Genomic DNA, 23,103 nt, shown 5'->3' with positions numbered 1-23,103 from the left:
TCTGCCGGACGGCTGATCTGATGAGGACGACGACGTGGGGACTGTTCAGATGACGCTCTGGTGGGACGCGATCCCTTTCGTGCTGGTGGCGATCGGGGTACTTTTCGTGCCGGGAGCGGCGATCCTCGCCATCGCTGGGCCGATCGGCTGGAGGACTGCGGCGCTGGCTCCAGGGGTCTCGGTCGGGGTGATCGCCATCGCGTCGATCGCCGTGGCTTTCGTGGGCCTCCCATGGTCCGTCGGTGCTGTTGCGGGAGTGACGGCACTGCTTGCGGTCGTCGTCGCAGTCGTCCGCGCGATCTTCGACAGGCGCCCCAGGAGGTACGTCGAGCGTTCCGGTGGGTTCTGGCTCGCCGTCGCTGCGACTCTCGTCGGATCCGCCCTGCTCGCTCGCCGGCTGATGTTCGTCTTCGGCACGCCCGAGAGCATCTCGCAGACTTTCGACAACGTCTTTCACCTTAACGCGCTCCGACTGATCCAGGAGACAGGCGATGCCTCGCCGTTCAACCTCGGGACGATCTCGGAGATCGGCTTCTACCCGGCGGCGTGGCACTCCGTCGTCTCGTTGATCGTCGACTCGGGAGCCTCGATCCCCGTCGCGGTCAACGTCACCAACCTGGTGATCGGGTCGCTCGTGTGGACGGCCGGTTGTGTCGCACTGGCACGAGTCAGCTTTCCCGGGTCCTCCACAGCCCCGGTCCTCGCGGGAGTCCTGGCCGCGTCCTTCGGCGCGTTTCCCTTCCTGCTCCTGTCCTTCGGGGTGCTCTACCCGAATTTCCTCGCCTATGCCCTGCTGCCAGGGGCATTGACCCTGGTCGTCCGGTTGGCCGGCGTCGCAAAGCCTGAGGATCTCGATGCCAGGTCGTGGGGCTGGTGGCGTGACGTGGCACTGTTGGCGCTCACGGCAGGAGGGATCGGGCTCGCACACCCGAACGGGGCGATGGCGCTCCTCGCGCTGACGCTACCCATCGTGATCGCGAGGTATGTCGGGGTCGCGAACCGAGCCGTGGCGCTGAAGAATGGTTGGCGGCCTCTCCTCGTGCCCACGGCGGTCGTCGTCATCGGCGTCGCAGCGTCGTACGTCGCATGGAAGGTCATCCGTCCCCCGGCGTCGGCCGCGACCTGGATGCCGATCGAGTCGCAGGCGCAGGCCTTCGGTGAGGGACTCTTCGTCGCGCCGATCGGCACGCCCTTGACACTGCTGACCGCAGTCCTGCTCGCCGTCGGGGTGCTCACCATGCTCTTCTCGCGCTCCCGTCGGTGGATCCTGGGTCCGTTCGCGGTCGCGATCCTCCTCTTCGTGATCGTCGCGGGTGGTCCTGCCGGGGAACTGAGGAACTTCCTGACAGGTGTCTGGTACAACGATCCCTTCCGTCTCGCCGGGCTGCTCGTGATCCCCGGGGTGCTCGTCGCCACCGGAGGCGGCGTAGAGCTCGTCGAACGTGCCACCGCTCGGTTCGCCAACCGATCCTGGATCACCCGCCCCGTCGTCGTGGGCATCGCCGTGGTGTCGTGCCTGGCTCTCGTCGTCGCGAGCCAAGGAGCTTCCGTCCGCCGTGGAGCAGCGTCGGCTCAGCTCGCCTACGTGGAGTCCGACAGCGCCCCGTTGTTGTCCGTCGACGAGCGCGCCCTCATCGAGCGCCTCCCCGAGTCGACCCCCGAGGACGCGACGATCGCGGTGAATCCCTGGACGGGTGCGGCGCTCGCCTACGCGCTCGGCGACCGCGCGGTGACCGAGAAGCACATCCTGACCCAGATCGACCCGGACGTGCAGGAACTTCACACGACCTTGAAGGAGATCGACGAGGACCCGACCGTGTGCCCCGCCGTCAGACGATCCGGTGTGGACTTCGTCCTGGACTTCGGGGCGCACGAGGTCAACAACGGCAACGGAATCCCTCACGACTACAGCGGGCTCGCGGGCCTCGAGGAGAACGATCACCTGAGGCTGGTCGACCAGGAGGGTTCGGCCCGGCTCTTCGAGGTCGTCGGCTGCGCATAGCACGACGCTGCTTCCCTGGCCCGGTGCCTACCTGGCCCGGTGCGCACCGAAGAGGCCGACGGGGGTGCTCCTGGCGTGCGAAGGTGCTCCGCGACGCCGGGGACGAGGTAGGACACCTTGGACGAGGCACGCGGACGCGGACGCGGACGCTTCAGTGGTGGGCGGCTGCCGTGCCGTGCGCCGCCCTGTGGCGGATCTCCTGCTGCTGCGCCAAAGTCAGCCGCGCAAGGAATCAGGCCAGGGGCCGATCACGGACGGCGGCGCAGCCCGTCGGTGATCGGCCGTCGATCAACGCTCGGTGGCAGATTCCTGGGGGTGCACCGGAGCTGCAGGCTGCGACGTTGCGTCCTGCTGCGTCTCGACGTCCAGACGGAGGAGTGCGATCTCCTCGGTCAAGGTCCGCACCCGCTCGTCCAGGCTTGAGACTCCGATGCTGAGCTGGACGCACACGACGAGTAGCACGACGAGAGCGGACGAGAACACGAGGTTCGCCGGGACCTCGACACCGACGAGCTTCGCCAAGCCCACGGCGAGCCCGGGCCAGGCACCGAGGACCGTCACTCCGAGGGCGACGATGATCCAGATGCCCGCGTACTTCTCGCGGATACGTCGCTTGCGAAGAAGCTGGATGAGCGCGACGACCAGCAGCGCGCAGAGGGTGACCGCGAACAGGTATCCGCTCATGCCGTCACCTCCGCAGCCAGCGGTTCGCTGGGGCGGGAGAGCGCGATGAGCAGAGCGAAGAAGGCCCGCACGAGGAAGACCCCTGCCTTGAGTGGGCTGTGCGAGGGTGCGCCGCCAGCACGCGGACGCATCTCGACCCCCACCTGACTCACCTTGAGCCCAGCGCGTGAGGCGATCACGAGCGCCTCGACGGTGTCGCCCAGGTACTCCGCGGGGTAGTTCGAGGCGAAGAGACGGATAGTCCGGGCATTGCACATCTTGAACCCCGACGTCGTGTCCGTGAGCTGGGTGCCCGCAACTCGGCTCAGCACGAGCGAGAGCAGCTTCATCGACCACTTGCGTGGGCCCCGTACGACGTAGTCACCCTTGCCGGCGAACCGGGCGCCGATCATGATGTCAGCGTTGTCCGCCTGCATCGCCGTCCAGAGGTTGAGGACCTCGGCGGGGGCGTGCTGCCCGTCTGCGTCGAGCTGTACGGCGTAGTCGTAACCGTTCCTCAGGGCGAACTTGTACCCCGCGCGCATGGCGCCACCGACTCCGAGGTTCAGCGGAAGGTCGAGGACCTCCGCTCCGGCGGCGCGAGCGGCGTGGACGGTCGTGTCGGTCGATCCGTCGTTGACGACGAGTATCGACGCCCCCGGGAGGGTCCGACGGGTCTCTGCGATCACCTCAGGAAGCGTAATCTCTTCGTTCCATGCGGGAACGATGACGAGGAGGCGTTCCGGAAGATGGTCTTGCATGACTGGAATCATACTGCGTAGGGCGAGCCCCGATGACGGCAGTCTGGACCATCTGGCGGGGTGCACTAGCATCAGTACCGCTCTCGCTGAGGCCTCTGGCCAGCACCCTCCGAAGAAAGGTCGCTCGAGCGTGCCCCTGGACATCATGCTCCCGTTCTGGGGTGACCCAGCGATGATGAGAGAGACCGTCGAGAGCGTCCTGCGCCAGACGAGCGACGACTGGCTGCTCACCGTCGTGGACGACGCCTATCCGGACCCGAGCGTCAAGGAGTACTTCGACGGTCTGACCGACCCTCGTGTGAGCTACGTGCGCAAGGACGTCAACGAGGGCATCACGGCGAACTTCGCGACCTGCGCGCAGATCGCCACGCAGGACATGGTCGCCATCGTCGGGTGCGACGACGTCCTGCTCCCGAACTACGTCGACACCGTCCTCCGTGCGCACCGCGACTTCCCCGAGGCGGACATCATCCAGCCCGGTGTCCAGGTGATCGACGAGTCGGGTGCCGTCGTCACCACCCTGGTAGACAGCGTCAAGAGGCGGCTCATGATGCCTCGCGTGTCGCAGCCCACCCTGCTCACGGGTGAAGCGCTGGCCACGAGCCTCCTGCGCGCGGACTGGCTCTACTGGCCCTCGTTGGTCTTCCGCCGCGAGCGACTCGTCGCCACGTCGTTCCGCGACGAGTTCTCCTTGATCCAGGACCTCGCCCTGATCATCGACATGATCTGCGCCGGTGCGACGCTGCTCGTCGAGCCGACCCTCTGCTTCTCCTACCGCCGTCACGGCTCGAGCGCGTCCTCGGCGGCACTGCTCGACGGAGTGCGCTTCGACGGCGAGCGACGCTACTTCGCGGTCGCGGCCGGTGAGATGTCCCGGCGCGGATGGCGGCGTGCCCGTCGGGCGGCGCGCCTGCACATGACGTCGAGGTTGCATGCCGTCGTCCTGCTGCCTCAAGCATTCTCCCGCAAGGAGGGCTCGCCGAAGGCGTTGCTGAGACATGCCTTCGGTCCTGCGCTGCCTGATCGCTGAAGCGACCAGGCTCAGGGTCTTGCGAGCCCCCTCCTCGGTGTGCGCGGAGGAGTGCAGCTCACCGTGGTGAGGACGAGGCGATCCGTCGCCGTAGCGTGCCCACCGCGCGCGCAAGCATGACGCGAGCCCGGAGGACCGGCACGATGCCCCGCGGTCGGTCAGGGGTCTGGTTCTCCCCGTGCACCCGACGGGCCAGGGAGCGGATCGGCAGGTGCTCGATGCTGCCGGAGAGATTTCCGTAGAGCGCGATCCACAGGTCGTGGGACTCCGTGAGGTAGCCGGGGAAGGGCAGCAGCACGGCGAGGGCGTCCCGGCGGACGCCCATGGCGCACCCGTAGTAGGGGCGGTTGCCGGCCAGCACGCCCAGGACGTTCCGGGCGGCGCGGCCCGAGTCCTCGGGACGCAGCCGCCAGTCCTCCTGGCCAAGGGGTCCGCGCAGCGAGTCCGGGCCGCCGAGCATGGTCAGGTTGGTAGCGACGACGGCGTGAGCCTCCAGCGAACGCGTCATGGCATCGACGCGCCCGGGGAGCCAGACGTCGTCCTGGTCCGAGAGCAGGAGGAACTCTCCGCGGGCAGAGCGGAGGGCAGCCTCGAACGTGCGGACGTACCCCCTGTTGGTGGTGGCGCGCTCGAGCCGGATCCGTGGGTCGGCGATCCCGGTGATGACGTCCACCGTCGAGTCGGGCGAGGCATCGTCGATGATCACCACCTCGTCGTCGGGCCCGAGCTGCTCCAGGATGGAGGTCAGCTGTTCCTCGACGTACCGGGCGCCCCTGTAGGTGGCCATGCAGACGCTGACCCGCGGTTCGGGGCGGCGGGAGTCGGTCATCGGGCGTCCTCCTGGACGATCACGGGCCTGGCGAGGCGAGAGAGATGGACGAGGATGCCGAGGAGAGGTCCTCCGACGAGAGCCACCACGGCGCGGACCGCAAGGGGTCCGGGAACGAGCAGTAGTGCGACCGCGACCCCGGTGGCGAGGAGCCACCCGCCGACGAACCATCGGTGCAGCGCGAGGGCCTGGCACAGTGCGCCGGTGAGGGTCAGGATCGCGAGAAGAGCCGCGCCGACGGTCAGCGCGGCAAGGATCCACCCGTCGACGCGGTAGGACTCCTTGCCGGTGAGCAGCACCATCAGCCACGGCCCGACGAGCCACGCGAGCGCCGCGCCGACCGCACCGATCAGCCCGATGAGGCGCAGGATCGGCAGGAGGGCTCGGAGGCCCCTGTCACGGTTGTTGACGAAGTGGGCGACGGCCACCCCCTGATAGGCGTTCAGCGGGATCAGCAAGGGGGCGCGGGTGAAGGAGATCGCGAGCAGGAGAGGCGCCCCTGCCGCGTAGACGGTCGCCTCCGTCGTCAACGACAGGAGGAACGGGAAACCCACCACGAGGACGGCGCTCGATCCCTGGGCGGCGATGGATGCAAGCATCCTGGGGAGCAGCACGGTCGTCGGTACGTCGGCGCGTGACGCGAGGGCTGCACGGGCTCTCCGCGAGACGACGACCACCACCACCCAGGTGAAGGCGGCGAGTGCCGATGCGGCGGCCAGACCGACCATCGTCGAGCCGATGATGACGACCGTCACGACCAGGGCGAGACGGACGCCCGACTCGGCGGCGATCGTCCCGCTGTAGGTGGCCCACCACGCGCGTCCGCCGAGCGAGCCGACGAGGACCGAGTGGACGGCGTACCCCACGACCCCGGCGCACGCGAGCCAGCCCAGGACCTGCGCATCGCTCTCGAAGGCCCGGTCACGCCAGAGGGGCGCCGTGAGGGCCATCAGTGTCCCGAGCACGCCGGCGAAACCGACCGCCAGCCACACGAGCCGGGGTCCGGGAGCGAACCCCTCCCGCACGGCGTTGGTCACCGACCGGGTGGTCTCCACCGAGATGCCGCTCAGGATGCCGAAGCAGGTGAACAGGAACGACCAGAAGGCCAGGAACTGGCTCGTCTCCGAACCGAGGCCGGTCGCGAGGAGCATCACGACGTAGCCGACGGCGGCAGAGAAGGCCGAGGCGATGCCGACGTACAGGGCACCCCGCCCGCCGATGGTCGAGGGAGGGCTGACTGTGGCGTTGTCGTCCGAGATCATCGTGTCCTTGTCCGGTGCTGAAGCGGCCTCCAGGACCACCTCGGTAGTGTACTTTGACGCCATGCCCAGCAGATCTACCGAAGACAGCCGTGCCCAGGTGGGAGCGGTGGTCACCGCCTTCGGGCCTGGGGAGAGCCTCGTGCTCGCCGTGAGGAGCCTGGTCTCGCAGGTGAGCAGGGTCGTGGTGGTCGACGACGGCACTCCGCAGGCGCACGCGGGGTCCGACGAGGTGTACGAGGAGTGCCGCAGGATCGGTGCCACGGTGGTCCGCCACGAGAGCAACCGAGGGATCGGTGCCGCGCTCAACACGGGGCTCGACGCGCTGCGCGCAGGTCCGACCGATGTCGACCACGTCCTGACGCTGGATCAGGACTCGGTCCTGCCGGAAGGTTATGTCGCAAGCCTGGTCGCGGCGGGGCGTGCTGCCACCGCCCAGGGGGTGCAGGTCGGCATGGTCGCTCCTGGGCGGGCGAGCGGCATCAGGTCGGGTGCGGGGAAGAGCGCCGGCGGCGTCGTGCTCGGCAAGGAGCCCATCCAGTCGGGCCTGCTCGTGCCTACCGAGGTCCTCCGCCGGATCGGGGGGTTCGACGAACCGCTTTTCATCGACGGGGTCGACAGCGAGTTCTTCCTCCGCGCCCGTGCTCACGGATACCTCTGCGTCGTCGCGCCAGAGGTGCACCTCGAGCATCGGCTCGGCCGCGCTGCCGAGGTACGGATCGGTCCTCGGGTGCTGACCCTGGTCGTCGCGGCGGACTTCCGCTACTACTACCAGGTCCGCAACGTCGTCGAGCTGGTGCGCCGGTACGCCCGGACCGAGCCCGTGTGGTCCGTGGGAGCGGTGGGCAAGCTCTTGCGTCACCTGACGATCACCACGACCCTGGTACCTGGTCGACGTGAGCGCCTGCGCTACGCGCGTAGGGGACTCCGTGACGGGCTGCGGCGGGTTCAGGGACCCATTCCTCCGACGGTCTGACCACGCGACCGGCCTGGGCGCACCGGGGTGCTGTCGTGGGCCGCACCGCGATCGGCGCGGCCCACGACAGCACCCCGGTGGGTGCGATCGGCTGGGGGACGTCTGCGACTGCGTCGGGTCTACTGGCCGGTCTTGGCGTAGTTGGCTTCGACGGCTGCCTTGTCGGCCTGCCACCAGTCCATGTTCTCGCGGTACCAGTCGATGGTGGCGGCGAGGCCGTCGTGGAAGTTGGGGTATCTGGGGGTCCAGCCGAGCTCGGTGCGGAGCTTGGTGGAGTCGATCGCGTAGCGCAGGTCGTGGCCGGGGCGGTCCGCGACGAGGTCGTAGGCGTCTGCGGGCTGGCCGGTGAGCTCGAGGATCATCTCGACGACGGAGCGGTTGTTCATCTCGCCGTCGGCTCCGATGAGGTAGGTCTCGCCCGAGCGGCCCTTGTCGATGATGGTCCAGACGGCGGTGTTGTGGTCCTCGACGTGGATCCAGTCGCGGACGTTGAGGCCCTGGCCGTAGAGCTTGGGGCGGATCCCGGAGAGCACGTTGGTGATCTGTCGGGGGATGAACTTCTCGATGTGCTGGTAGGGGCCGTAGTTGTTGGAGCAGTTGGAGATGGTGGCCTGGATGCCGAACGAGCGGACCCAGGCGCGGACCAGGAGGTCGGAGCCGGCCTTGGTCGAGGAGTAGGGGCTCGAGGGGTTGTAGGGGGTGTCCTCGGTGAAGCGTTCGGGGTCGTCGAGCTCGAGGTCGCCGTAGACCTCGTCGGTCGAGATGTGGTGGTAGCGCACGCCGTGGCGGCGGACGGCTTCCAGGAGGGTGAAGGTCCCCACGAGGTTGGTCCGCACGAACGGGGAGGGGTCCTCGAGGGAGTTGTCGTTGTGGGACTCGGCGGCGAAGTGGACCACGAGGTCGGTCTCTGCCACGAGGCGGTCGACGAGCTCGGCGTCGGCGACGTCTCCCTGCACGAGGGTCACGGCGTCTCCGAGGGGGGCCAGGGAGGCGGGGTTGCCGGCGTAGGTCAGGGCGTCCAGGACGGTGACCTGGGTGTCAGGACGTTCGGCGACGGTCTGATGGACGAAGTTGGCGCCGATGAACCCGGCGCCGCCGGTGATGAGGACACGCACGTGATGCTCCGTTGCTCGAAGTGGGGGAGGGTCAGACCTGTGAGGGAGGCAGGTAGGCCAGCGAGGCCTCGTAGGAGGGCAGGATGCCTGCGGCCGCTGCCTCCTCGAGCGAGGGCGCGGCCAGGTCCTTGGCGGATAGCTCGAACTCCAGCGCAGAGCCGTCGCGGGCGGTGGTGGGCCACTCGATGGCGACGGTGGGGTCCAGGGGATGGATGCCGTGCTCGCGCTCGGGGGCGTAGCCGGTCGAGCACAGGTAGGTGACGGTCGAGCCGTCCTCCAGGGAGCAGAACGCGTGGCCCAGGCCCTCGGACAGGTAGATTGCGCGGCGGTCGACGTCGTCGAGCAGGACCGAGTCCCACTGTCCGAACGTGGGGGACCCGACCCGGACGTCCACGACGATGTCCAGGACCGCACCGCGGGGGCACGTGACGTACTTGGCCTGGCCGGGTGGGACGTCGGCGAAGTGGATGCCGCGCAGGACCCCGGCGGCCGAGACCGACATGTTGGCCTGCTGCAGGTCCAGGGGGTGCCCGGTCAGCGCGGTGAAGGTCTCGGCCTTGAACCACTCGAGGAACACCCCGCGATCGTCCCCGAACTGCTTCGGGGTGATCTCCCACGCTCCGGCGACCTTGAGCTCGCGTACCTGCACCTGTCCTCCAGGGATCGTTCGTGCCCGGCGGTCGGGCCCGCCCCACGATACCGTCCCCACCCGCCGGGCAGGGGGCGTCGACCAGGGCCGATAGGCTGTCGCGCGGCGCCCGACCGGGCGCGGCGGACGAGGTGTGGAGGTACGGCGTGCGGTGGTTGGTGACCGGTGGTGGGGGGATGCTCGCCCAGGACCTGGAGACGGTCGCGCGACAGGCGGGCCACGACGTCGAGGTGCTGGCTCGCCATGAGCTCGACATCACCGATCCGCAGGCGTGCGAGCTGGCCGTCCAAGGTGCGGACGTCGTGGTGAACTGCGCGGCGTGGACGGCGGTCGACGACGCGGAGACCCGCGAGGCCGAGGCGTTCGCCGTCAACGCGGTCGGCCCGGCGAACCTTGCCCGCGCCGCCTCCCGGGCAGGGGCCCGGCTCGTCCACGTCTCCACGGACTACGTGTTCGCGGGAGACGCCGGGAGCCCCTACCCGGAGGACGGCCCGGTGGCTCCGCGCTCGGCCTACGGCCGGACCAAGGCCGCGGGGGAGTGGGCAGTACGCGCCGAGGCGCCCGACCACCTCGTGGTGCGCACGGCCTGGCTCTACGGGGCGGGTGGTCCTTGCTTCCCCAAGACCATGGCACGGCTGGCCGCCGACCGCGACGAGCTCTCGGTGGTCGACGACCAGGCAGGGCAGCCCACCTGGACCGTCGACCTGTCGGACCTGATCGTGCGCCTCGTCGAGGCCGGGGCGCCCAGCGGGACCTACCACGGCACGTCGTCAGGCTCGACCACCTGGTTCGGCTTCACCCGTGCGGTGCTCGATGCTGTCGGGTCCTCGACCGTGCTTCTCCCGACGACGAGCGAGAAGTTCGTCCGACCGGCCCCGCGGCCGGCGTACTCCGTCCTCGGCCACGATGCCCTGGACGCGATCGGTGTCACGCCGATCGGGGACTGGGCGGAGCGCTGGGAAGCTGCCGCCCCGGCGGTCCTGGGAGTGTCGAGCCGCTGACGAATCGCGCCGGGTATGGAGGGCGGGGCGCAACATTGCGCCCCGCCCTCCAAGCCCGGCAGTTCGTGCCACGCGTCCGGCAGGTGCGTGAACGCGGCCGTCTACTCCTCGAGGAGGCTCAGCAGGTAGCTGCCGTAGCCGGACTTCACGAGGCGTTGTGCGCGTTCGGCGAGCTCGGAGTCGGTGAGGAAGCCACGTCGCCAGGCGACCTCTTCGGGGGAGCCGATCTTCAGCCCCTGTCGGTTCTCGATCGTGCGCACGTAGTCCGACGCCTCGAGGAGGGAGTCGAAGGTCCCGGTGTCGAGCCACGCGGTCCCGCGCGGGAGGACCTCGACCTGCAGGCGCCCTTGGCGCAGGTACTCGCGGTTGACGTCGGTGATCTCGTACTCCCCGCGCGGGGAGGGCTCGAGGTCACGGGCGATATCCACGACGTCGTTGTCGTAGAAGTACAGGCCCGGCACGGCGTAGTTCGAGCGGGGCGCGGTGGGCTTCTCCTCGAGCGAGAGGGCCTTGCCGAGTTCGTCGAACTCCACGACCCCGTACGCGGTCGGGTCGGCGACCCGGTACGCGAAGACCGCACCCCCGTCGATGTCCTCGAACCGGGTGAGCTGCGAGCCCAGGCCGGGCCCGTAGAAGATGTTGTCGCCCAGTACCAGCGCGCACGACTGGTCGCCGATGAAGTCGGCGCCGAGCACGAACGCCTGCGCGAGCCCGTTGGGCTCTGCCTGGACCGTGTAGGAGATCGAGACCCCGAACTGCGACCCGTCTCCCAGGAGCCGGTGGAACTGCTCGGCGTCGTGGGGTGTCGTGATCACCAGGATGTCCCGGATCCCCGCCAGGATCAGCGTCGAGAGCGGGTAGTAGATCATCGGCTTGTCGTAGACCGGCACCAGCTGCTTGCTGACACCGAGAGTGATCGGGTGGAGCCGGGTACCAGAGCCGCCGGCCAAGATGATTCCGCGCATGGTCACCCATCATGCCGCAGAAGCGGGCGCCCGGTGGCTCGGTCCGATCATCCGGCTCAGCCGAGGTCGACGCGTTCGCTCGTGCGCAGGCGGTCGAGCCGCTCGTGGTCCTGATCCAGCTCGGCGGTCAGGGTGGGGGCGACGACGACCACCGATCCGTCGACACCAAGCACCTGCAGGACTCTGCGAAGCAGAGCCGCCGTGCCGTTCTCCTGCACGAGCGCGCGTGCGGACGTGGGGGCGTCGTCGCCGGACTCGGCTCCCCAGGCGATCAACGCGCTGTGGCGCACGGCCCCCGGCTCGAGGGCGACCGCGTCCGGGTCGATCTCCTCGACCCAGCCGATCTGGTCGCCGTACGTCATGACGGCCGAGCCTGCGTCGAGGGCGCCGGAAGGCAGATCACCGTCGAAACGGCGTGCGAGCGCGGGCAGCGGCACGGCGACGACAGGGACGTAGGTGCCGGTCCAGGCAGCCGGCCGGGACGTCACGACGACGTCCACGCCGTGCGCGAGGGTCGGGACCACGGGTGGTGCGGCGTCCTCGACCCGCCCGACGGCCTCGCTCCCCGAGGTGTCCGGCTGGAGGACGAGCGTGGCACCGGCCCGCCAGGTCGCCAGCGCCCACACAATCGCTCGCCAATGCGGGGGCAGGTCGAGCAGGACTCGTGTTCCGGGGGCGGCGTCGAATTCTTCGACGAGGAGGTTGACGGTTTTGTTGATCCAGTTGTGCAGGACCGCTCCCGAAAGCTCCACGCGCTCGCCGCCGCCGTCGTACCAGGTGATGCGAGGTCGGCCTGGGTCTCGGATGATGAGACGTTGCAGGTCAGCGACGTGAGCGAAGGATGCGGAGGAGGGGGTCATGCGGCCAAGCCTAGGCCGCCGTCGCCGCGTCGCGAGCCTCGTGATTTCACCCACGAGATCGGCTCGATAGCACATTTCGGCTTGACGGACGCGCATGACACGCGTGTAATTTCCCTAATGCAGTTTCCAAAGAACGGCATGAAGGGGCGCATCATGTGGAACGTGCTGGGCGAGGACCAAGGGGCATTCCCCTCGGATGCAGGTCGGACGATCGAGACGGTAGCCCCTGTGCTGCCGCTCTTCGGTCAGGTGGTGGACGACACGCTCATGGGGTGGCAGGAGCGTGCTCTGTGCGCTCAGACGGACCCCGAGGCGTTCTTCCCGGAGAAGGGCGGCTCGACCCGCGAGGCGAAGAAGGTCTGCACGGGGTGCGAGGTGCGGTCGGAGTGCCTCGAGTACGCGCTCGAGCACGACGAGCGGTTCGGCATCTGGGGCGGCCTCTCCGAGCGTGAGCGCCGCAAGCTGAAGCGCCGGGTGGTCTGAGGCGCTCAGGCCCTGATCGTCGGTCGCAGGTCCCGGGAACGGCGTGGTGCTCTGAAGAGGACCGATGCCCGGGTGTCGCGCAGGCGGTCGTAGGTCCACGTGCTCAGCAGGACAAGGGCGATCGTGACGACCGGCGTGAACAGTGCCCCGACGATCCACGTCCCGGGCAGGGTGGCGACGGTACCGTCCGGCCTTCTCGCGATGGCCAGAGCCAGGCAGAGAACCACCGGGTGGACGAGATAGATCGGCAGGGTACGTGCCGCGAGGTACCGGCTGACGCGGCGCACGCGGCGGCTCCGGGAGAGCAGGACGCTCGCCAGGATCGCCGACACGATGCCGAGGACGTTCAGGCTCTCGACCCAGCGGCCTGCGGTCGCGCCTCCCCCGTAGACCTTCATGGCGATCACGACGTAGAGGGTCGCGGAGACGACGAGCGTCGGGGCGAGACGGAGACGAGCGATTCGCGCCACCGTGTCACGGGCGAAGCAGCCCACCATGAACCACACGGCGAAGTAGCACCATCGGACGAGGTTGGTCGAGAGTGCGGTCCCGAGGACCGGTGAGACGACCACCGAGAGGCCGCTCGCGCCCAGCCAGGCGACGAACGCCACGAGGACGAGTGCCGCGCCGAACCTCCGTGCGAGGCGGGCGACGCAGAAGAAGACCACCAGAGCAGTGAGGTACCAGTACGCCGTGCCGCCCGCCGGAATAGCCCACCAGCTCGCGAAGGCAGCCCCGGTCCAACCTCCGGGCTCCGTGGCATACGCGGCGCCGGTCGCGACCCCGTAGATGACGGACCAGAGCGCGAACGGCCACAAGAGGTCGGCGACCTTGGGGCGTCTGAGGGCCGACCACGGGCGGGAGACGGCGCGGGTGGCGAGCATGCCCGAGACCAGGAAGAACAGGGGCATCCGGACAGGGATCAGCCAGTCGTTCAGCTCACGCCAGGGGGCGTTGAGACCAAGGGCGGTCACAGGGAGGAAGGCGCCGGCATAGGTGTTGCCCACGTGATAGAGAACGACGAGGACGATCGCTCCTGCCTTGGCCGTGTCGATCCAGTCGAGGTGGCTCGAGCGTGCGGCGTCGACGGTGGCCGAGAGGTCCTCTGGTCGTGACTCGGCTGCTCGAACCGAGACCTGCGATGGCTGGTCGTTCAACTGTCCGGCTCCTTCGTCAGGACGTCCGGCCCCTCCGTCAGGACCGTGCAACTGCTGACGATGATAGGCGGTGGACCGATTCTGCCCGCCACACCGAGACGCGAAATGCGGGGTCCGAGGAGGTCCGTGACGCATGATCGATTCACGATGAACTTCTCCGACGTGACCAGCGCAACCTTGTCTCCTGCGCGTGGCGAGGCCCCCGATGCGGCTGCTGCGGTGACCGGGCACATCCCGTCGGCAGTCACGGTCACCGCCGTGATCGTGACGCAGGGACACACGCGCTACCTCCCTGAGACCCTCGACGCGGTCCGGGCGCAGTCGATCGCCCCCGACGCGGTGATCGTCGTCGACGTGGCCACGTCCCGGGCCATGAGCGAGTACCAGGAGCTGCACCTGGGCGGCGCGCGCTTCCTCGCGGCCCCGCACGCCCGGTCGTTCGGGCAGGCGGTCGACACGGCCCTCGCCTCGCGCGGCGAGGACGCACCCCCGACCTGGCTGTGGCTGCTCCACGACGACTCCCCGCCCGAGCCGGGCTCCCTGGCCGAGCAGCTGCGCGCGGTCGAGCACTCCGCCACGGTCGCGGTCGCAGGCGCCAAGCAGCGTCGATGGGACGCCGGCGGTGACGACGACGGGCTGCTCCTCGAGGTCGGCTTCACGATCTCGCCGCTGGGGCGTCGGATGACCGGCATCGACGAGCACGAGATCGACCAGGGGCAGCACGACGCACGGGAGGACGTCCTGGCGGTCGGGCTCGCCGGTGCGCTGGTGCGGACCTCGGTCTGGCTGGAGCTGGGCGGCACCGACCCCGAGCACGGGGTGTTCGGGGACGGCCTCGACCTGTGCCGCCGTGCACGCCTCGCCGGGCACCGGATCGTCGTCGTGCCTCGGGCGGTCGTGCGCCACGCGCAGGCCTCGCTCCTGGGGCTCCGGCAGGAGGACCCGCGGGACGAGGAGCAGGAGGCTCCCGTCCCCGACGTCGACGCGTCCTACGGTGCACGACGACGCAGCCTCCTGCACCAGCGGCTGGTGAGCGTCTCCGCTCCGATGCTCCTGCCCGCGGCCCTGGCGATGATCCTCTGGGCCCCCTTCCAGGCCATGTACCGCCTCGCGGTCAAGCGCCCGGGACAGGCTCGCGACGAGCTCCTTGCGCCGTTGTGGGCGGTCTTCCGCCTCCGGGCGCTCGCCCGCGCGCGCAGGCGGATCCAGCGGACGAGCGTGCTCCCGCGCCGAGCCCTGGCGCCGTTGCGGGGGACCTGGCGGGACGTGCTCGGCGAGCGCCGGGACCACCGCCTCGCGCGCACCGAGCTGAGCAGGACGGTCGAGGCCCCGACGGATCTCGAGCGCGCCGAGCTGCGGGCCGTCGCGCGTCGCCGACGGGCGATGCTCACAGTGGTCGTGGTCGCCCTGCTCGGGGTGACCGCGGTCGTGTTCGGTCCGCTGCTGTCCGTGCTCGCCGCCGGGGGCCGGTTCGTCGGCGGAGCGCTCCTGCCCGCGCAGGGTCGTCTCGCCGAGACCTGGCAGGCGGCCACCGGTGGCTGGATCGCGGAGGGGATGGGGGCGGCGGCTCCGGCCGACCCGTTCACGACCCTCCTGCTGTCGGCCTCGCTCCTCGGCGGGGGCGTTGCGCAGCCGGTGATCGGCGTGCTCGTCGTGACGTCGTTCGTCGTCGCGGGGCTCGGGGCGTGGTTCGCCGCAGGTGGCGTCACACGCTCGGTGTGGTTGCGCGCCTGGGCGACCGTGGTCTGGGTCGCGGCACCCTCGCTCGTGATCGCGCTCGGCGACGGCAGGCTGGGAGCCCTCGTCGCCCACGCCGCACTTCCCTGGGTCGCCCTCGGCGTGCTGAGGGCGCTCGGCATCCATGCCCGCGACGAGGTCGCTCCCGCGCTCGCGACCAGGTCCGTGGTCGAGGCCGGTACGACGCCGACGGCCCCCCGCGTCGTCCGTACGGCCCGGCGCCGGCGCCAGGGGTCCATCGGGGCTGCCGCCGCGGCGGCGCTCGCGCTGTTCGTCGCGGTGAGCGGTGCGCCCGTGCTGCTCCCGGTCGCCGCCCTCGCGCTGACCGTCGTCGCTGTGGCCTCCGTGCAGCACCGCAGGTACCTCCTCCTGGTGCTCCTCCCGTCGATCGTCCTGCTCGCCCCCTTCTGGGGACGCGTCGTCACGACCTGGGACGACGGAGGATGGCGCCTCCTGTTCGCGGACCCGGGGGCTCCGGTGCAGGCCGTGGCTGCGCCCGCCTGGCAGCAGCTGCTCGGGCAGCCCGTCGAGGCCTCCGCGTGGTTCGACCTGGACGCCGGCCCCCTGGGGGAGGCCGCCCGCTGGGCCCCGCTCGCCACGGGTGTGCTCGTCGCGGCCCTCGCGGTCGTGGCGTTGTTCCGTCGGCGGGGCGCAGCGGTCGTGAGCGCCTGGTTCGTCGCCGCGCTAGGCCTCGCGACGGCTGCTGCGGCAGGCTCGGTGGAGGTCGCGGTCGGCGAGCACGGTGCGATCACGGGATGGCCCGGGGTCGGGGTCTCGGTGGTCCTCCTGGCACTCCTGGGGGCCGCGTTGCTCGGTGCTCCGTCTTTGCGCCGCGCGGTCCGTCCGACCGCGACCGTCGCCCCGCGGAGCCGTGCGCGTACGGGATGGAGGGCCGGCGCCGTCGTGCTGCTGGCGCTCGTCGCGCTCGCCGTCCCCGCGACCTCGCTCACCTCATGGGTGCTGTCCGCGACCGCGCAGGACGGAGCGGTCGGCGACCTGACCGTCACGACCGAGCCCGTCGTGCCCCGGGTGGGCCAGCTGATGCAGGACTCCGACCGCGAGGTGCGTGTGCTCTCGATCGAGCTGGGGCCCGGTGGGGTGCTCGAGTATGCGCTGCTCCGTGGTGACGGCCCGCAGATGATCGACTCGTCGAGCGTCGTCCACGTCCGCGCCATGGACGACCCGTCGTTCACCCAGGGGCCCGTCCCGGACCTCGTCGCCGCCATGGCTTCCGGGAGCTCGGCCGACGCCGCGACCGGGCTCGCCGACCTGGCGGTGGGTGCGGTGCTGATCCCCGCCGTGCCGGCCCCCGACGCGACGACCGCACGCGAGCGCGCCGAGCTCGTCGCCCGGCTCGACATGGTGCCGGGCCTCGAGCGCGTGACCGAGGGGCAGTCGGGCGTGCTGTGGCGCGTCGCGCCGGGCCCGGCGGAGACCGACGCGCCCGCCTGGGCGCGCGTCGTCGACGCCCTCCCCGCGACCCCCGCCGCGGGGGACGAGGCGAGCGAGCCGGTCTCCGTCGAACGCCTCCTCCCTGCCGAGGACAAGACCGTGGCGACCCGGGTCGACCCCGGTGCGCAGACGCGCGCCGTCGTGCTCGCCGAGACGGCCGACCCGGGGTGGTCGGCGACGCTCGACGGCCGGAACCTCCCGCGCGCCGAGGTCGACGGGCGCCAGGCGTTCCTTCTCGGCCCTGAGGGCGGGTTCCTGAGCATCGAGCACGACCCCCCGCACCGGCTCCCGTGGCTCGTCGCCGCCGGGGTCACCCTGTTGATCTTCGTGCTCCTCGCCGTGCCGGTGGGACGTCGTCGGACCGGAACGAGGTAGTACCTGTGACCACCAGACGCTCGCACCCGCGCGCTGCCCTGCGCCGGGTCGCGACCATCTCCACGGGCCTCGTGGCCGTCGCGCTCACGGGGGTCGTGGCCGCCGTCGGCGTTCCTCAGGGCTGGGGTGCCGCGCCGGGCGCGGTCTCGACCGACGTCGAGCAGATCGAGGCGTCGACTCCCGAGCGTGTGCTCGTGTGCCCCGCACCCGTGCGCCTCGCGGACACGGCGCAGGTGGGTGACGCGCAGTTCAGCGCGGCTCCCGTCGAGACCGCGACGGCCCTGCGCGCGGCGGTGGTCGGCGGTGCGGGGGCGGGCACGGCGAACCCGGGGGACACGCCCGTGAACCTCACGGGCCTCGACGCGCTGGACGCCTCGCCGCTCGAGCAGGGCGACGGCGCCACGACGGTCTCGCTGGCCGACGTGACGGACAGCGAGGTGCTGCGCGTCGGTGCCGGCATGCCGGTCGACACCCGGGTCGCGGCGTCCGTGGGCTCGGTGACGACAGCAGGGGACCTGCGTGGTCTCGCGGCGGCGAGCTGCGCGGTGCCGGACATCAGTCATTGGATCGTCGGAGGGAGCACCGAGGTCGGCAGCAGCTCACAGCTCGTGCTCCAGAACCCCGGACGCACGCCTGCCACGGTGCGGTTGAGCGTCTGGGGGCCGGGCGGTCCCGTCGTCCTGAGCGGGGGCGGCCAGTACCTCGTCCCGCCCGGCGAGGAGGTCGTGACCCTCGTCGAGGCGGTCGCGCCCGAGCAGCGCCGTCTGGCCGTGCACGTCGAGTCCACGGGCGGCACGGTCGCCGCCTACCTGCAGCACAGCACCCTCGACGGCCTGGTGCCGGTCGGGGTCGACTTCGTGGTCCCCGGGGCCGAGCCGACCACGGCGCTCGCGCTCGGCGTCACGAGCGCGGGCGAGTCCGTCGAGGACCCCATGGCGCCCCAGCTGCGTCTGCTCGCACCGGGGACCGAGGCGGGGACCGCGACCGTGACGGTCTACGGCACCGACGGGCGGGTGCGGTTGCGAGGCGGCGAGGAGCAGGACCTCACCCCCGGTGCGGTCACGGACGTGTCCCTCGGTGGGCTGCCCGCAGGGGACTACACCGTCACGGTGGACTCGACCGTGCCGGTCGTGGCCGGCGCCCTCCAGGCGCGCGCGGGAGACCCGGTCCCCGACTCGCTCGACGACACGCCGCAGGTCGACCGTGCGTGGGTCGCGGCGACCGCGCTCGACCCGGCACCGGCGGCGTCGTCGGCCGAGGAGGACGCGTCCGAGGCGGCAGGGACGATCGAGCCCACCACGGCCCGGACGACCGACCGCGGGACCGTGACCCTGGTCCCTGGCACCAGCAGCATCGTGCGCCTCGGTGCCGTGCCCTCGACGCCCCCGGAGCGCGGCGACGACGGGGCACCGACGGGGACGTTCAGCGGGACGCTGCGCGCCTACGGGGCCGACGGCGCCCTGCTCGGCGAGACCGCTCTCGCGGTCGAGGCGGGGACGACGATCAGCCTCGACACGCTCGAGCTCGGCGGCGGGAACGAGCCTGCGGTCCTCACGCTCGACGCGAGCGAGACGTCTGCCGGGTCCACGCAGCAAGGCCCGGTGCCCGTGTGGTCGGTGGTCGCGAGCGCGGGTGCCCCCGTGGCCGGCGCAGCCGAGGGAGCGCCCGGGGCGTTGCTGTCGGTGCTCGTCCCGGTGCCGCCTGCGTCGAGCCAGGGCACGGTCGCGGTCCGCGCCACCAGCACCGCGGGCCTGCCCGGCTGACTTTCAGTGCCCGCCCTGGTACCGCGGGTCGATCTCCTCGGGGGTCCGTGCGAGCATGTGCGCGACCTGCTCGATGACGACGTCTCGCACCAGGTCCGCCGTGTCGTCGTCGTCGAAAGCCCGGGACTCGATGGGGCGCCGGTAGACGACGATCCGGGCGGGCTGTCCGGAGTCTGCGGGGAAGTACCGCCCGAGCGGTACCCCGGCGTCCTCCCAGGGTGCGGGGTCGGAGGGCGGGACGTCCTCGACCGCGAACTCGGTGCCGTGCAGCTGCTTGGACCAGCTGCGCTCGAGCAGGGCGATCGTGGCGATCACGTGCGCGTCGAACTTCTCGCCGCGCGTGCGGTTCGCGGGTGCCGACGGCGGGAGCAGAGGGCCCCGGATCCCGCGCCCGCGCCGGTCGCGGCGACGCGGGTGCGGACCGGAGTCGTTGAGGTCCGGCCCGCGGGCCGGGATGCGCAGCGACGCCACGAGGGGAGCGGGTGCGTCGGGCGCAGTGCGCTCGGGGCGTCGACGGCGCCCGTGCGGGGTGGGAGAGGGGGAGGACGAGGGGTGGGCAGGCACGTCTCCGAGCCTAGAGGACGGCTGCGTGCCGCGCCCGGGCCGACCGGTCGCGAGGACGGGGATCGGCGTGTATGGCATCGCGACCACCGCGCAGGGCGTAGTGTCAGCGCGTGAGATCCGTCAGACAGTGCTCGCGCACCGCATGCACCCGTGCGTCGGTGGCGACCCTCACCTACGTCTACGCGGACTCGACCGCCGTGCTCGGGCCCCTGGCCCACATGGCCGAGCCCCACAGCTACGATCTCTGCGCCGAGCACGCCGAGCGTCTCACCGCCCCCCGTGGGTGGGAGGTCGTGCGGCTGACGCAGCACTTCGAGGAGACCGGGCCCAGCGACGACGACCTGTCGGCACTGGCCGAGGCCGTCCGCGAGGCGGGGCGCACACGTCGAGGCGCGGAGCCCGACGACGTCACGGAGGTCGGGCGCCGGGGTCACCTGCGGGTCCTGCGCGCCGAGGGCGACTGAACGCAGGGTCCTGCCGTCCCGGCTAGGCTGATCCGGTGCCCATCGACCTGACCCAGCTGATCAAGGCCTACGACGTCCGGGGCACGGTCCCGGACCAGTTCAACCCCCAGGTGGCCCGAGCCATCGGCGCGGCCTTCGCTCGCGTCGTCGTGCTGCCCGAGGCAACCCCCGGGGAGCCGGCTGCCCGCCCGAGCGTCGCCGTCGGGCGGGACATGCGTGACAGCGGGCCAGAGCTCGTCGACGCGTTCGCGCAGGGTCTCGCCGACGCGGGCGTGGACGTGATCCGGATCGGCCTGTGCTCGACCGACGGGCTCTACTATGCGTCCGGTGCGTTGGACATCCCTGGGGCCATGTTCACGGCCTCGCACAACCCTGCCGTCTACAACGGCATCAAGCTGTGCCGTGCCGGTGCGCGTCCCGTGGGGCAGGACTCAGGTCTGGTCGCGGTGCGCGAGCTCGCCCAGGAGTACCTCGACGGTGAGCTGCCTGCCCCTGTCGAGGACCGGGGCGAGATCACCGACCGCGACATGCTCGCCGACTACGCGGCCTTCCTGCGCTCCCTCGTGGACCTGCGCGGCATCCGCCCGCTCAAGGTCGTCGTCGACGCGGGCAACGGCATGGGGGGCTACACCGCTCCCGCGGTCCTGGGGACCGCGGCGGGCCTCGAGGCGCTGCCGCTCGACGTCGTGCCCCTGTACTTCGAGCTCGACGGCTCGTTCCCGAACCACGAGGCCAACCCGCTCGATCCCAAGAACCTGGTGGACCTGCAGGCCGCGGTCGTCGAGCACGACGCGGACCTGGGCCTCGCGTTCGACGGCGACGCCGACCGCTGCTTCGTGATCGACGAGCACGGTGACCCCGTGTCCCCGTCCGCGATCACGGCCCTGGTGGGGCTGCGCGAGGTCGAGCGCGAGAAGGCCGCCGGGCGGGTCCCGACGATCATCCACAACCTCATCACCTCGCGCGCGGTCCCGGACTTCATGTCCGCGGCGGGTGCGAAGGTCGTGCGGACGCGCGTGGGCCACTCGTTCATCAAGGCGCAGATGGCCGACAACGACGCGGTGTTCGGCGGCGAGCACAGCGCCCACTACTACTTCCGTGACTTCTTCTTCGCCGACACGGGCATGCTCGCGGCGATGCACGTGCTCGCCGCCCTCGGCGAGCAGGAGCACCCGCTCTCGGCGCTCGGCGAGGTCTACGAGCCGTACACCTCGAGCGGGGAGATCAACTCCCAGGTGGCCGACGTGCCGGCCGCACGGGCTCGCGTCGTCCAGGCGTACGTGACCGAGGAGGGGGCGGGGCCGGTCGCCGTCGACGAGCTCGACGGCCTCACGGTCTCCCACTGGGACTCCCACCCGCAGTGGTGGTTCAACCTCCGCGCGTCCAACACCGAGCCGCTCCTGCGGCTCAACGTCGAGGCCGCCGACGAGGACATCATGGAGAAGGTGCGCGACGACGTCCTGTCGCTCGTGCGCGCCACCGAGAACGAGCTCGGGGCGCAGAAGTAGCCCCCACACCACCCGCGTGGCCCCGCCCCGACGAAGCGGTGGTCGGACTCCCCGGAAGAGATTAGGCAACGTCGGTGCCCGTCTGTACTCTCAGCGCACCTGAGTATTTCCTGAGAGGAACAAAGATGGAAGAAGCACGCCAGGGGGCGATCGTGTCGGGTCGATCCCAGAAGTTCGCGCGCAAGGGTGCGCGCTCGTTGCTCGTGGCTGCCGTGGCGCTCGGGATGTGCGGCATGTCCTCCGCCCCGGCGCTCGCGGCGGAGGACGCCCCGGTGACGATCGAGGCCGGCGGGAGCAAGACGACCGCCTTCACGGACCTCCTCACCTCACGGCTGAGCGACGAGCAGCAGGAAGCGTACGCGGCGCGCGCGTACGCCCCGGCCAACGCGTGGCGGATCGCTGGAAGCGATCGGTACGCGACCGGCGTCGCGGTCTCGAAGGCTGGTTTCGAGACCGGCGCCCCCGTGGTCTATGTCGCGACCGGCGCAGGTTTTGCCGATGCGCTCAGCGCCGCTCCGGCCGCGGCCCACGCAGGTGGACCGCTTCTCCTGGTCCAGCCCGGCGGGATCCCGCAGGTCGTCCGTGACGAGATCGTCCGCCTGCAGCCGTCCTCGATCGTGGTCGTCGGAGGGAACGGAGCGGTGTCGGACGGTGTCCTCAACGAGCTCAAGAAGCTCGCGCCGTCGGTCCGCCGTGACTCGGGGGCCGACCGCTACGCGACCTCCAGGGTCGTGACCGAGCGTGCGTTCGGCGGCGGAGCGGACGTCGAGGTCGCCTACATCGCCACGGGCACCGACTTCCCGGACGCGCTGTCCGCAGGCGCGGTCGCGGGAGCCTACGACGTTCCCGTCGTGCTCGTGCCAGGACTGGGGACCTCCGTCGACCAGCCGACGCAGGCGCTCTTCAGCGACCTCGGCGTCTACATGACCGGTATCGCAGGCGGTGAGGGGGCCGTGAGCAAGGGCATCGAGAACCACCTGGGTTCGCTGCTCGGCCCGGAGAACGTGGTCCGTTTCTCCGGCGCAGACCGTTATGCCACCTCGGTCGCGCTCAACGAAGGCGTCTTCGAGTGGGCCGACGGTGGCTTCCTCGCGACGGGGACCGGCTTCGCCGACGCGTTGTCCGGCGCTGCCCTCGCGGGATATCTTCCGCTCCCGCTCTGGGTCGTGCCCAGCACCTGCGTGTTCGAGTCGGTCTTCTCGCAGGGGGCCCAGCTGGGCGTGACCGACTACTTCCTGCTCGGTGGTCCGGGTGCTCTCGGCACGGGGGTCGAGGAGCTCTACGTCTGCGGCAGCTGACCTCCTGAGCGTCGCCGTGCTCGCCGGCTGCCCTGTCCCGACCCACGGGGCAGGGCAGTTCTGGCCTCACGGTGCTTCGACAGGACGAGGCAGAGACGACCTAGACTGGATCGGCGCGCAGGGCCGTGACAGGCAGCCCGGTGTCGCTCGAGCCGACGAACCGGACAGCAACGGGAGAAGGAACAGCATGAG

The 23,103-nt window shown here is 70.8% G+C and carries 20 protein-coding genes; 10 read left to right on the top strand and 10 right to left on the bottom strand.

Annotation, left to right across the window (positions count from 1 at the left end; genetic code table 11):
- Positions 1–34: 34 nt before the first annotated feature.
- Positions 35–2,002 carry a DUF6541 family protein gene (locus ASE15_RS14710; protein WP_157277234.1) on the top strand — a complete coding sequence of 656 codons (1,968 nt, stop codon included), beginning with the start codon at positions 35–37 and terminating at the stop codon, positions 2,000–2,002.
- Positions 2,003–2,290: 288 nt separating this feature from the next.
- Here ASE15_RS14710 and ASE15_RS14705 read toward each other — a convergent pair whose 3' ends face one another.
- Together ASE15_RS14705 and ASE15_RS14700 are read right to left on the bottom strand one after the other, a co-directional pair.
- Positions 2,291–2,686 (bottom strand): DUF2304 domain-containing protein, encoded by a 396-nt coding sequence (locus ASE15_RS14705; protein WP_056764054.1) that lies wholly within the window; start codon positions 2,684–2,686, stop codon positions 2,291–2,293.
- The gene (locus ASE15_RS14700) at positions 2,683–3,426 is read right to left on the bottom strand and encodes a glycosyltransferase family 2 protein (RefSeq protein ID WP_056764051.1); all 744 of its coding nucleotides are present in this window, start codon (positions 3,424–3,426) and stop codon (positions 2,683–2,685) included. The genes ASE15_RS14705 and ASE15_RS14700 overlap by 4 nt, the downstream gene beginning before the upstream one ends.
- Positions 3,427–3,556: 130 nt before the next feature.
- On the opposite strand from ASE15_RS14700, the gene ASE15_RS14695 reads away from it, so the two are divergent.
- Complete coding sequence (locus ASE15_RS14695) at positions 3,557–4,456, top strand: glycosyltransferase (RefSeq protein WP_200960556.1); 900 nt, start codon at positions 3,557–3,559, stop codon at positions 4,454–4,456.
- Positions 4,457–4,514: 58 nt separating this feature from the next.
- Here the strand turns inward: ASE15_RS14695 and ASE15_RS14690 are convergent, their stop codons facing one another.
- On the bottom strand, positions 4,515–5,285 hold the full coding sequence (locus ASE15_RS14690; RefSeq protein WP_056764049.1) for a glycosyltransferase: 771 nt from the start codon (positions 5,283–5,285) through the stop codon (positions 4,515–4,517).
- Positions 5,282–6,586: a hypothetical protein gene (locus ASE15_RS14685; RefSeq protein ID WP_162259139.1), complete on the bottom strand. Its 1,305-nt coding sequence runs from the start codon at positions 6,584–6,586 to the stop codon at positions 5,282–5,284. Before ASE15_RS14685 ends, ASE15_RS14690 begins: the two co-directional genes overlap by 4 nt.
- 22 nt (positions 6,587–6,608) lie before the next feature.
- On the opposite strand from ASE15_RS14685, the gene ASE15_RS14680 reads away from it, so the two are divergent.
- Positions 6,609–7,520 carry a glycosyltransferase gene (locus ASE15_RS14680; RefSeq protein ID WP_162259138.1) on the top strand — a complete coding sequence of 304 codons (912 nt, stop codon included), beginning with the start codon at positions 6,609–6,611 and terminating at the stop codon, positions 7,518–7,520.
- A gap of 119 nt (positions 7,521–7,639) precedes the next feature.
- On the opposite strand, the gene rfbB is transcribed toward ASE15_RS14680, so the two are convergent.
- Positions 7,640–8,635: a dTDP-glucose 4,6-dehydratase gene (rfbB, locus tag ASE15_RS14675; protein ID WP_056764043.1), complete on the bottom strand. Its 996-nt coding sequence runs from the start codon at positions 8,633–8,635 to the stop codon at positions 7,640–7,642.
- 31 nt (positions 8,636–8,666) lie between these two features.
- Positions 8,667–9,284: a dTDP-4-dehydrorhamnose 3,5-epimerase family protein gene (locus tag ASE15_RS14670; protein ID WP_056764041.1), complete on the bottom strand. Its 618-nt coding sequence runs from the start codon at positions 9,282–9,284 to the stop codon at positions 8,667–8,669.
- Positions 9,285–9,430: 146 nt separating this feature from the next.
- Between ASE15_RS14670 and rfbD the strand changes: the two genes are divergently transcribed.
- Complete coding sequence (gene rfbD, locus ASE15_RS14665) at positions 9,431–10,285, top strand: dTDP-4-dehydrorhamnose reductase (RefSeq protein WP_056764039.1); 855 nt, start codon at positions 9,431–9,433, stop codon at positions 10,283–10,285.
- Between the two features lie 101 nt (positions 10,286–10,386).
- On the opposite strand, the gene rfbA is transcribed toward rfbD, so the two are convergent.
- Both rfbA and ASE15_RS14655 read right to left on the bottom strand, forming a co-directional pair.
- The gene (gene rfbA / locus ASE15_RS14660; RefSeq protein WP_056764037.1) at positions 10,387–11,250 is read right to left on the bottom strand and encodes a glucose-1-phosphate thymidylyltransferase RfbA; all 864 of its coding nucleotides are present in this window, start codon (positions 11,248–11,250) and stop codon (positions 10,387–10,389) included.
- Between the two features lie 56 nt (positions 11,251–11,306).
- On the bottom strand, positions 11,307–12,110 hold the full coding sequence (locus ASE15_RS14655) for a TIGR03089 family protein (protein ID WP_056764035.1): 804 nt from the start codon (positions 12,108–12,110) through the stop codon (positions 11,307–11,309).
- A 153-nt stretch (positions 12,111–12,263) separates the two neighbouring features.
- Here ASE15_RS14655 and ASE15_RS14650 point away from each other — a divergent pair, with 153 nt between their 5' ends.
- Positions 12,264–12,593, top strand: a complete 330-nt coding sequence (locus tag ASE15_RS14650) for a WhiB family transcriptional regulator (RefSeq protein WP_056764226.1) — start codon at positions 12,264–12,266, stop codon at positions 12,591–12,593.
- 5 nt (positions 12,594–12,598) lie between these two features.
- Here ASE15_RS14650 and ASE15_RS14645 read toward each other — a convergent pair whose 3' ends face one another.
- On the bottom strand, positions 12,599–13,750 hold the full coding sequence (locus tag ASE15_RS14645; protein WP_056764033.1) for an acyltransferase: 1,152 nt from the start codon (positions 13,748–13,750) through the stop codon (positions 12,599–12,601).
- A gap of 126 nt (positions 13,751–13,876) precedes the next feature.
- On the opposite strand from ASE15_RS14645, the gene ASE15_RS14640 reads away from it, so the two are divergent.
- Together ASE15_RS14640 and ASE15_RS14635 are read left to right on the top strand one after the other, a co-directional pair.
- Complete coding sequence (locus tag ASE15_RS14640; protein ID WP_162259137.1) at positions 13,877–17,314, top strand: glycosyltransferase; 3,438 nt, start codon at positions 13,877–13,879, stop codon at positions 17,312–17,314.
- Positions 17,315–17,319: 5 nt separating this feature from the next.
- The gene (locus tag ASE15_RS14635; protein WP_056764029.1) at positions 17,320–19,077 is read left to right on the top strand and encodes a DUF5719 family protein; all 1,758 of its coding nucleotides are present in this window, start codon (positions 17,320–17,322) and stop codon (positions 19,075–19,077) included.
- Between the two features lie 3 nt (positions 19,078–19,080).
- Here the strand turns inward: ASE15_RS14635 and ASE15_RS20435 are convergent, their stop codons facing one another.
- Positions 19,081–19,641, bottom strand: a complete 561-nt coding sequence (locus ASE15_RS20435) for a metallopeptidase family protein (RefSeq protein ID WP_235534444.1) — start codon at positions 19,639–19,641, stop codon at positions 19,081–19,083.
- A gap of 110 nt (positions 19,642–19,751) precedes the next feature.
- Between ASE15_RS20435 and ASE15_RS14625 the strand changes: the two genes are divergently transcribed.
- The 3 genes from ASE15_RS14625 to ASE15_RS14615 all read left to right on the top strand — a co-directional run bounded on the left by ASE15_RS14625 (position 19,752) and on the right by ASE15_RS14615 (position 22,911).
- Complete coding sequence (locus tag ASE15_RS14625) at positions 19,752–20,105, top strand: DUF3499 domain-containing protein (protein ID WP_056646034.1); 354 nt, start codon at positions 19,752–19,754, stop codon at positions 20,103–20,105.
- A gap of 35 nt (positions 20,106–20,140) precedes the next feature.
- Positions 20,141–21,613 (top strand): phosphomannomutase/phosphoglucomutase, encoded by a 1,473-nt coding sequence (locus ASE15_RS14620; protein WP_056764026.1) that lies wholly within the window; start codon positions 20,141–20,143, stop codon positions 21,611–21,613.
- Positions 21,614–21,738: 125 nt separating this feature from the next.
- Entirely contained in the window at positions 21,739–22,911 is a 1,173-nt protein-coding gene (locus tag ASE15_RS14615; RefSeq protein WP_056764023.1) for a cell wall-binding repeat-containing protein, read from the top strand.
- Positions 22,912–23,103 lie beyond the last annotated feature (192 nt).

The organism is Oerskovia sp. Root22, assembly GCF_001429135.1.
Lineage (GTDB): Bacteria > Actinomycetota > Actinomycetes > Actinomycetales > Cellulomonadaceae > Oerskovia > Oerskovia enterophila.
This window is presented reverse-complemented; position numbering and strand designations above follow the sequence as displayed.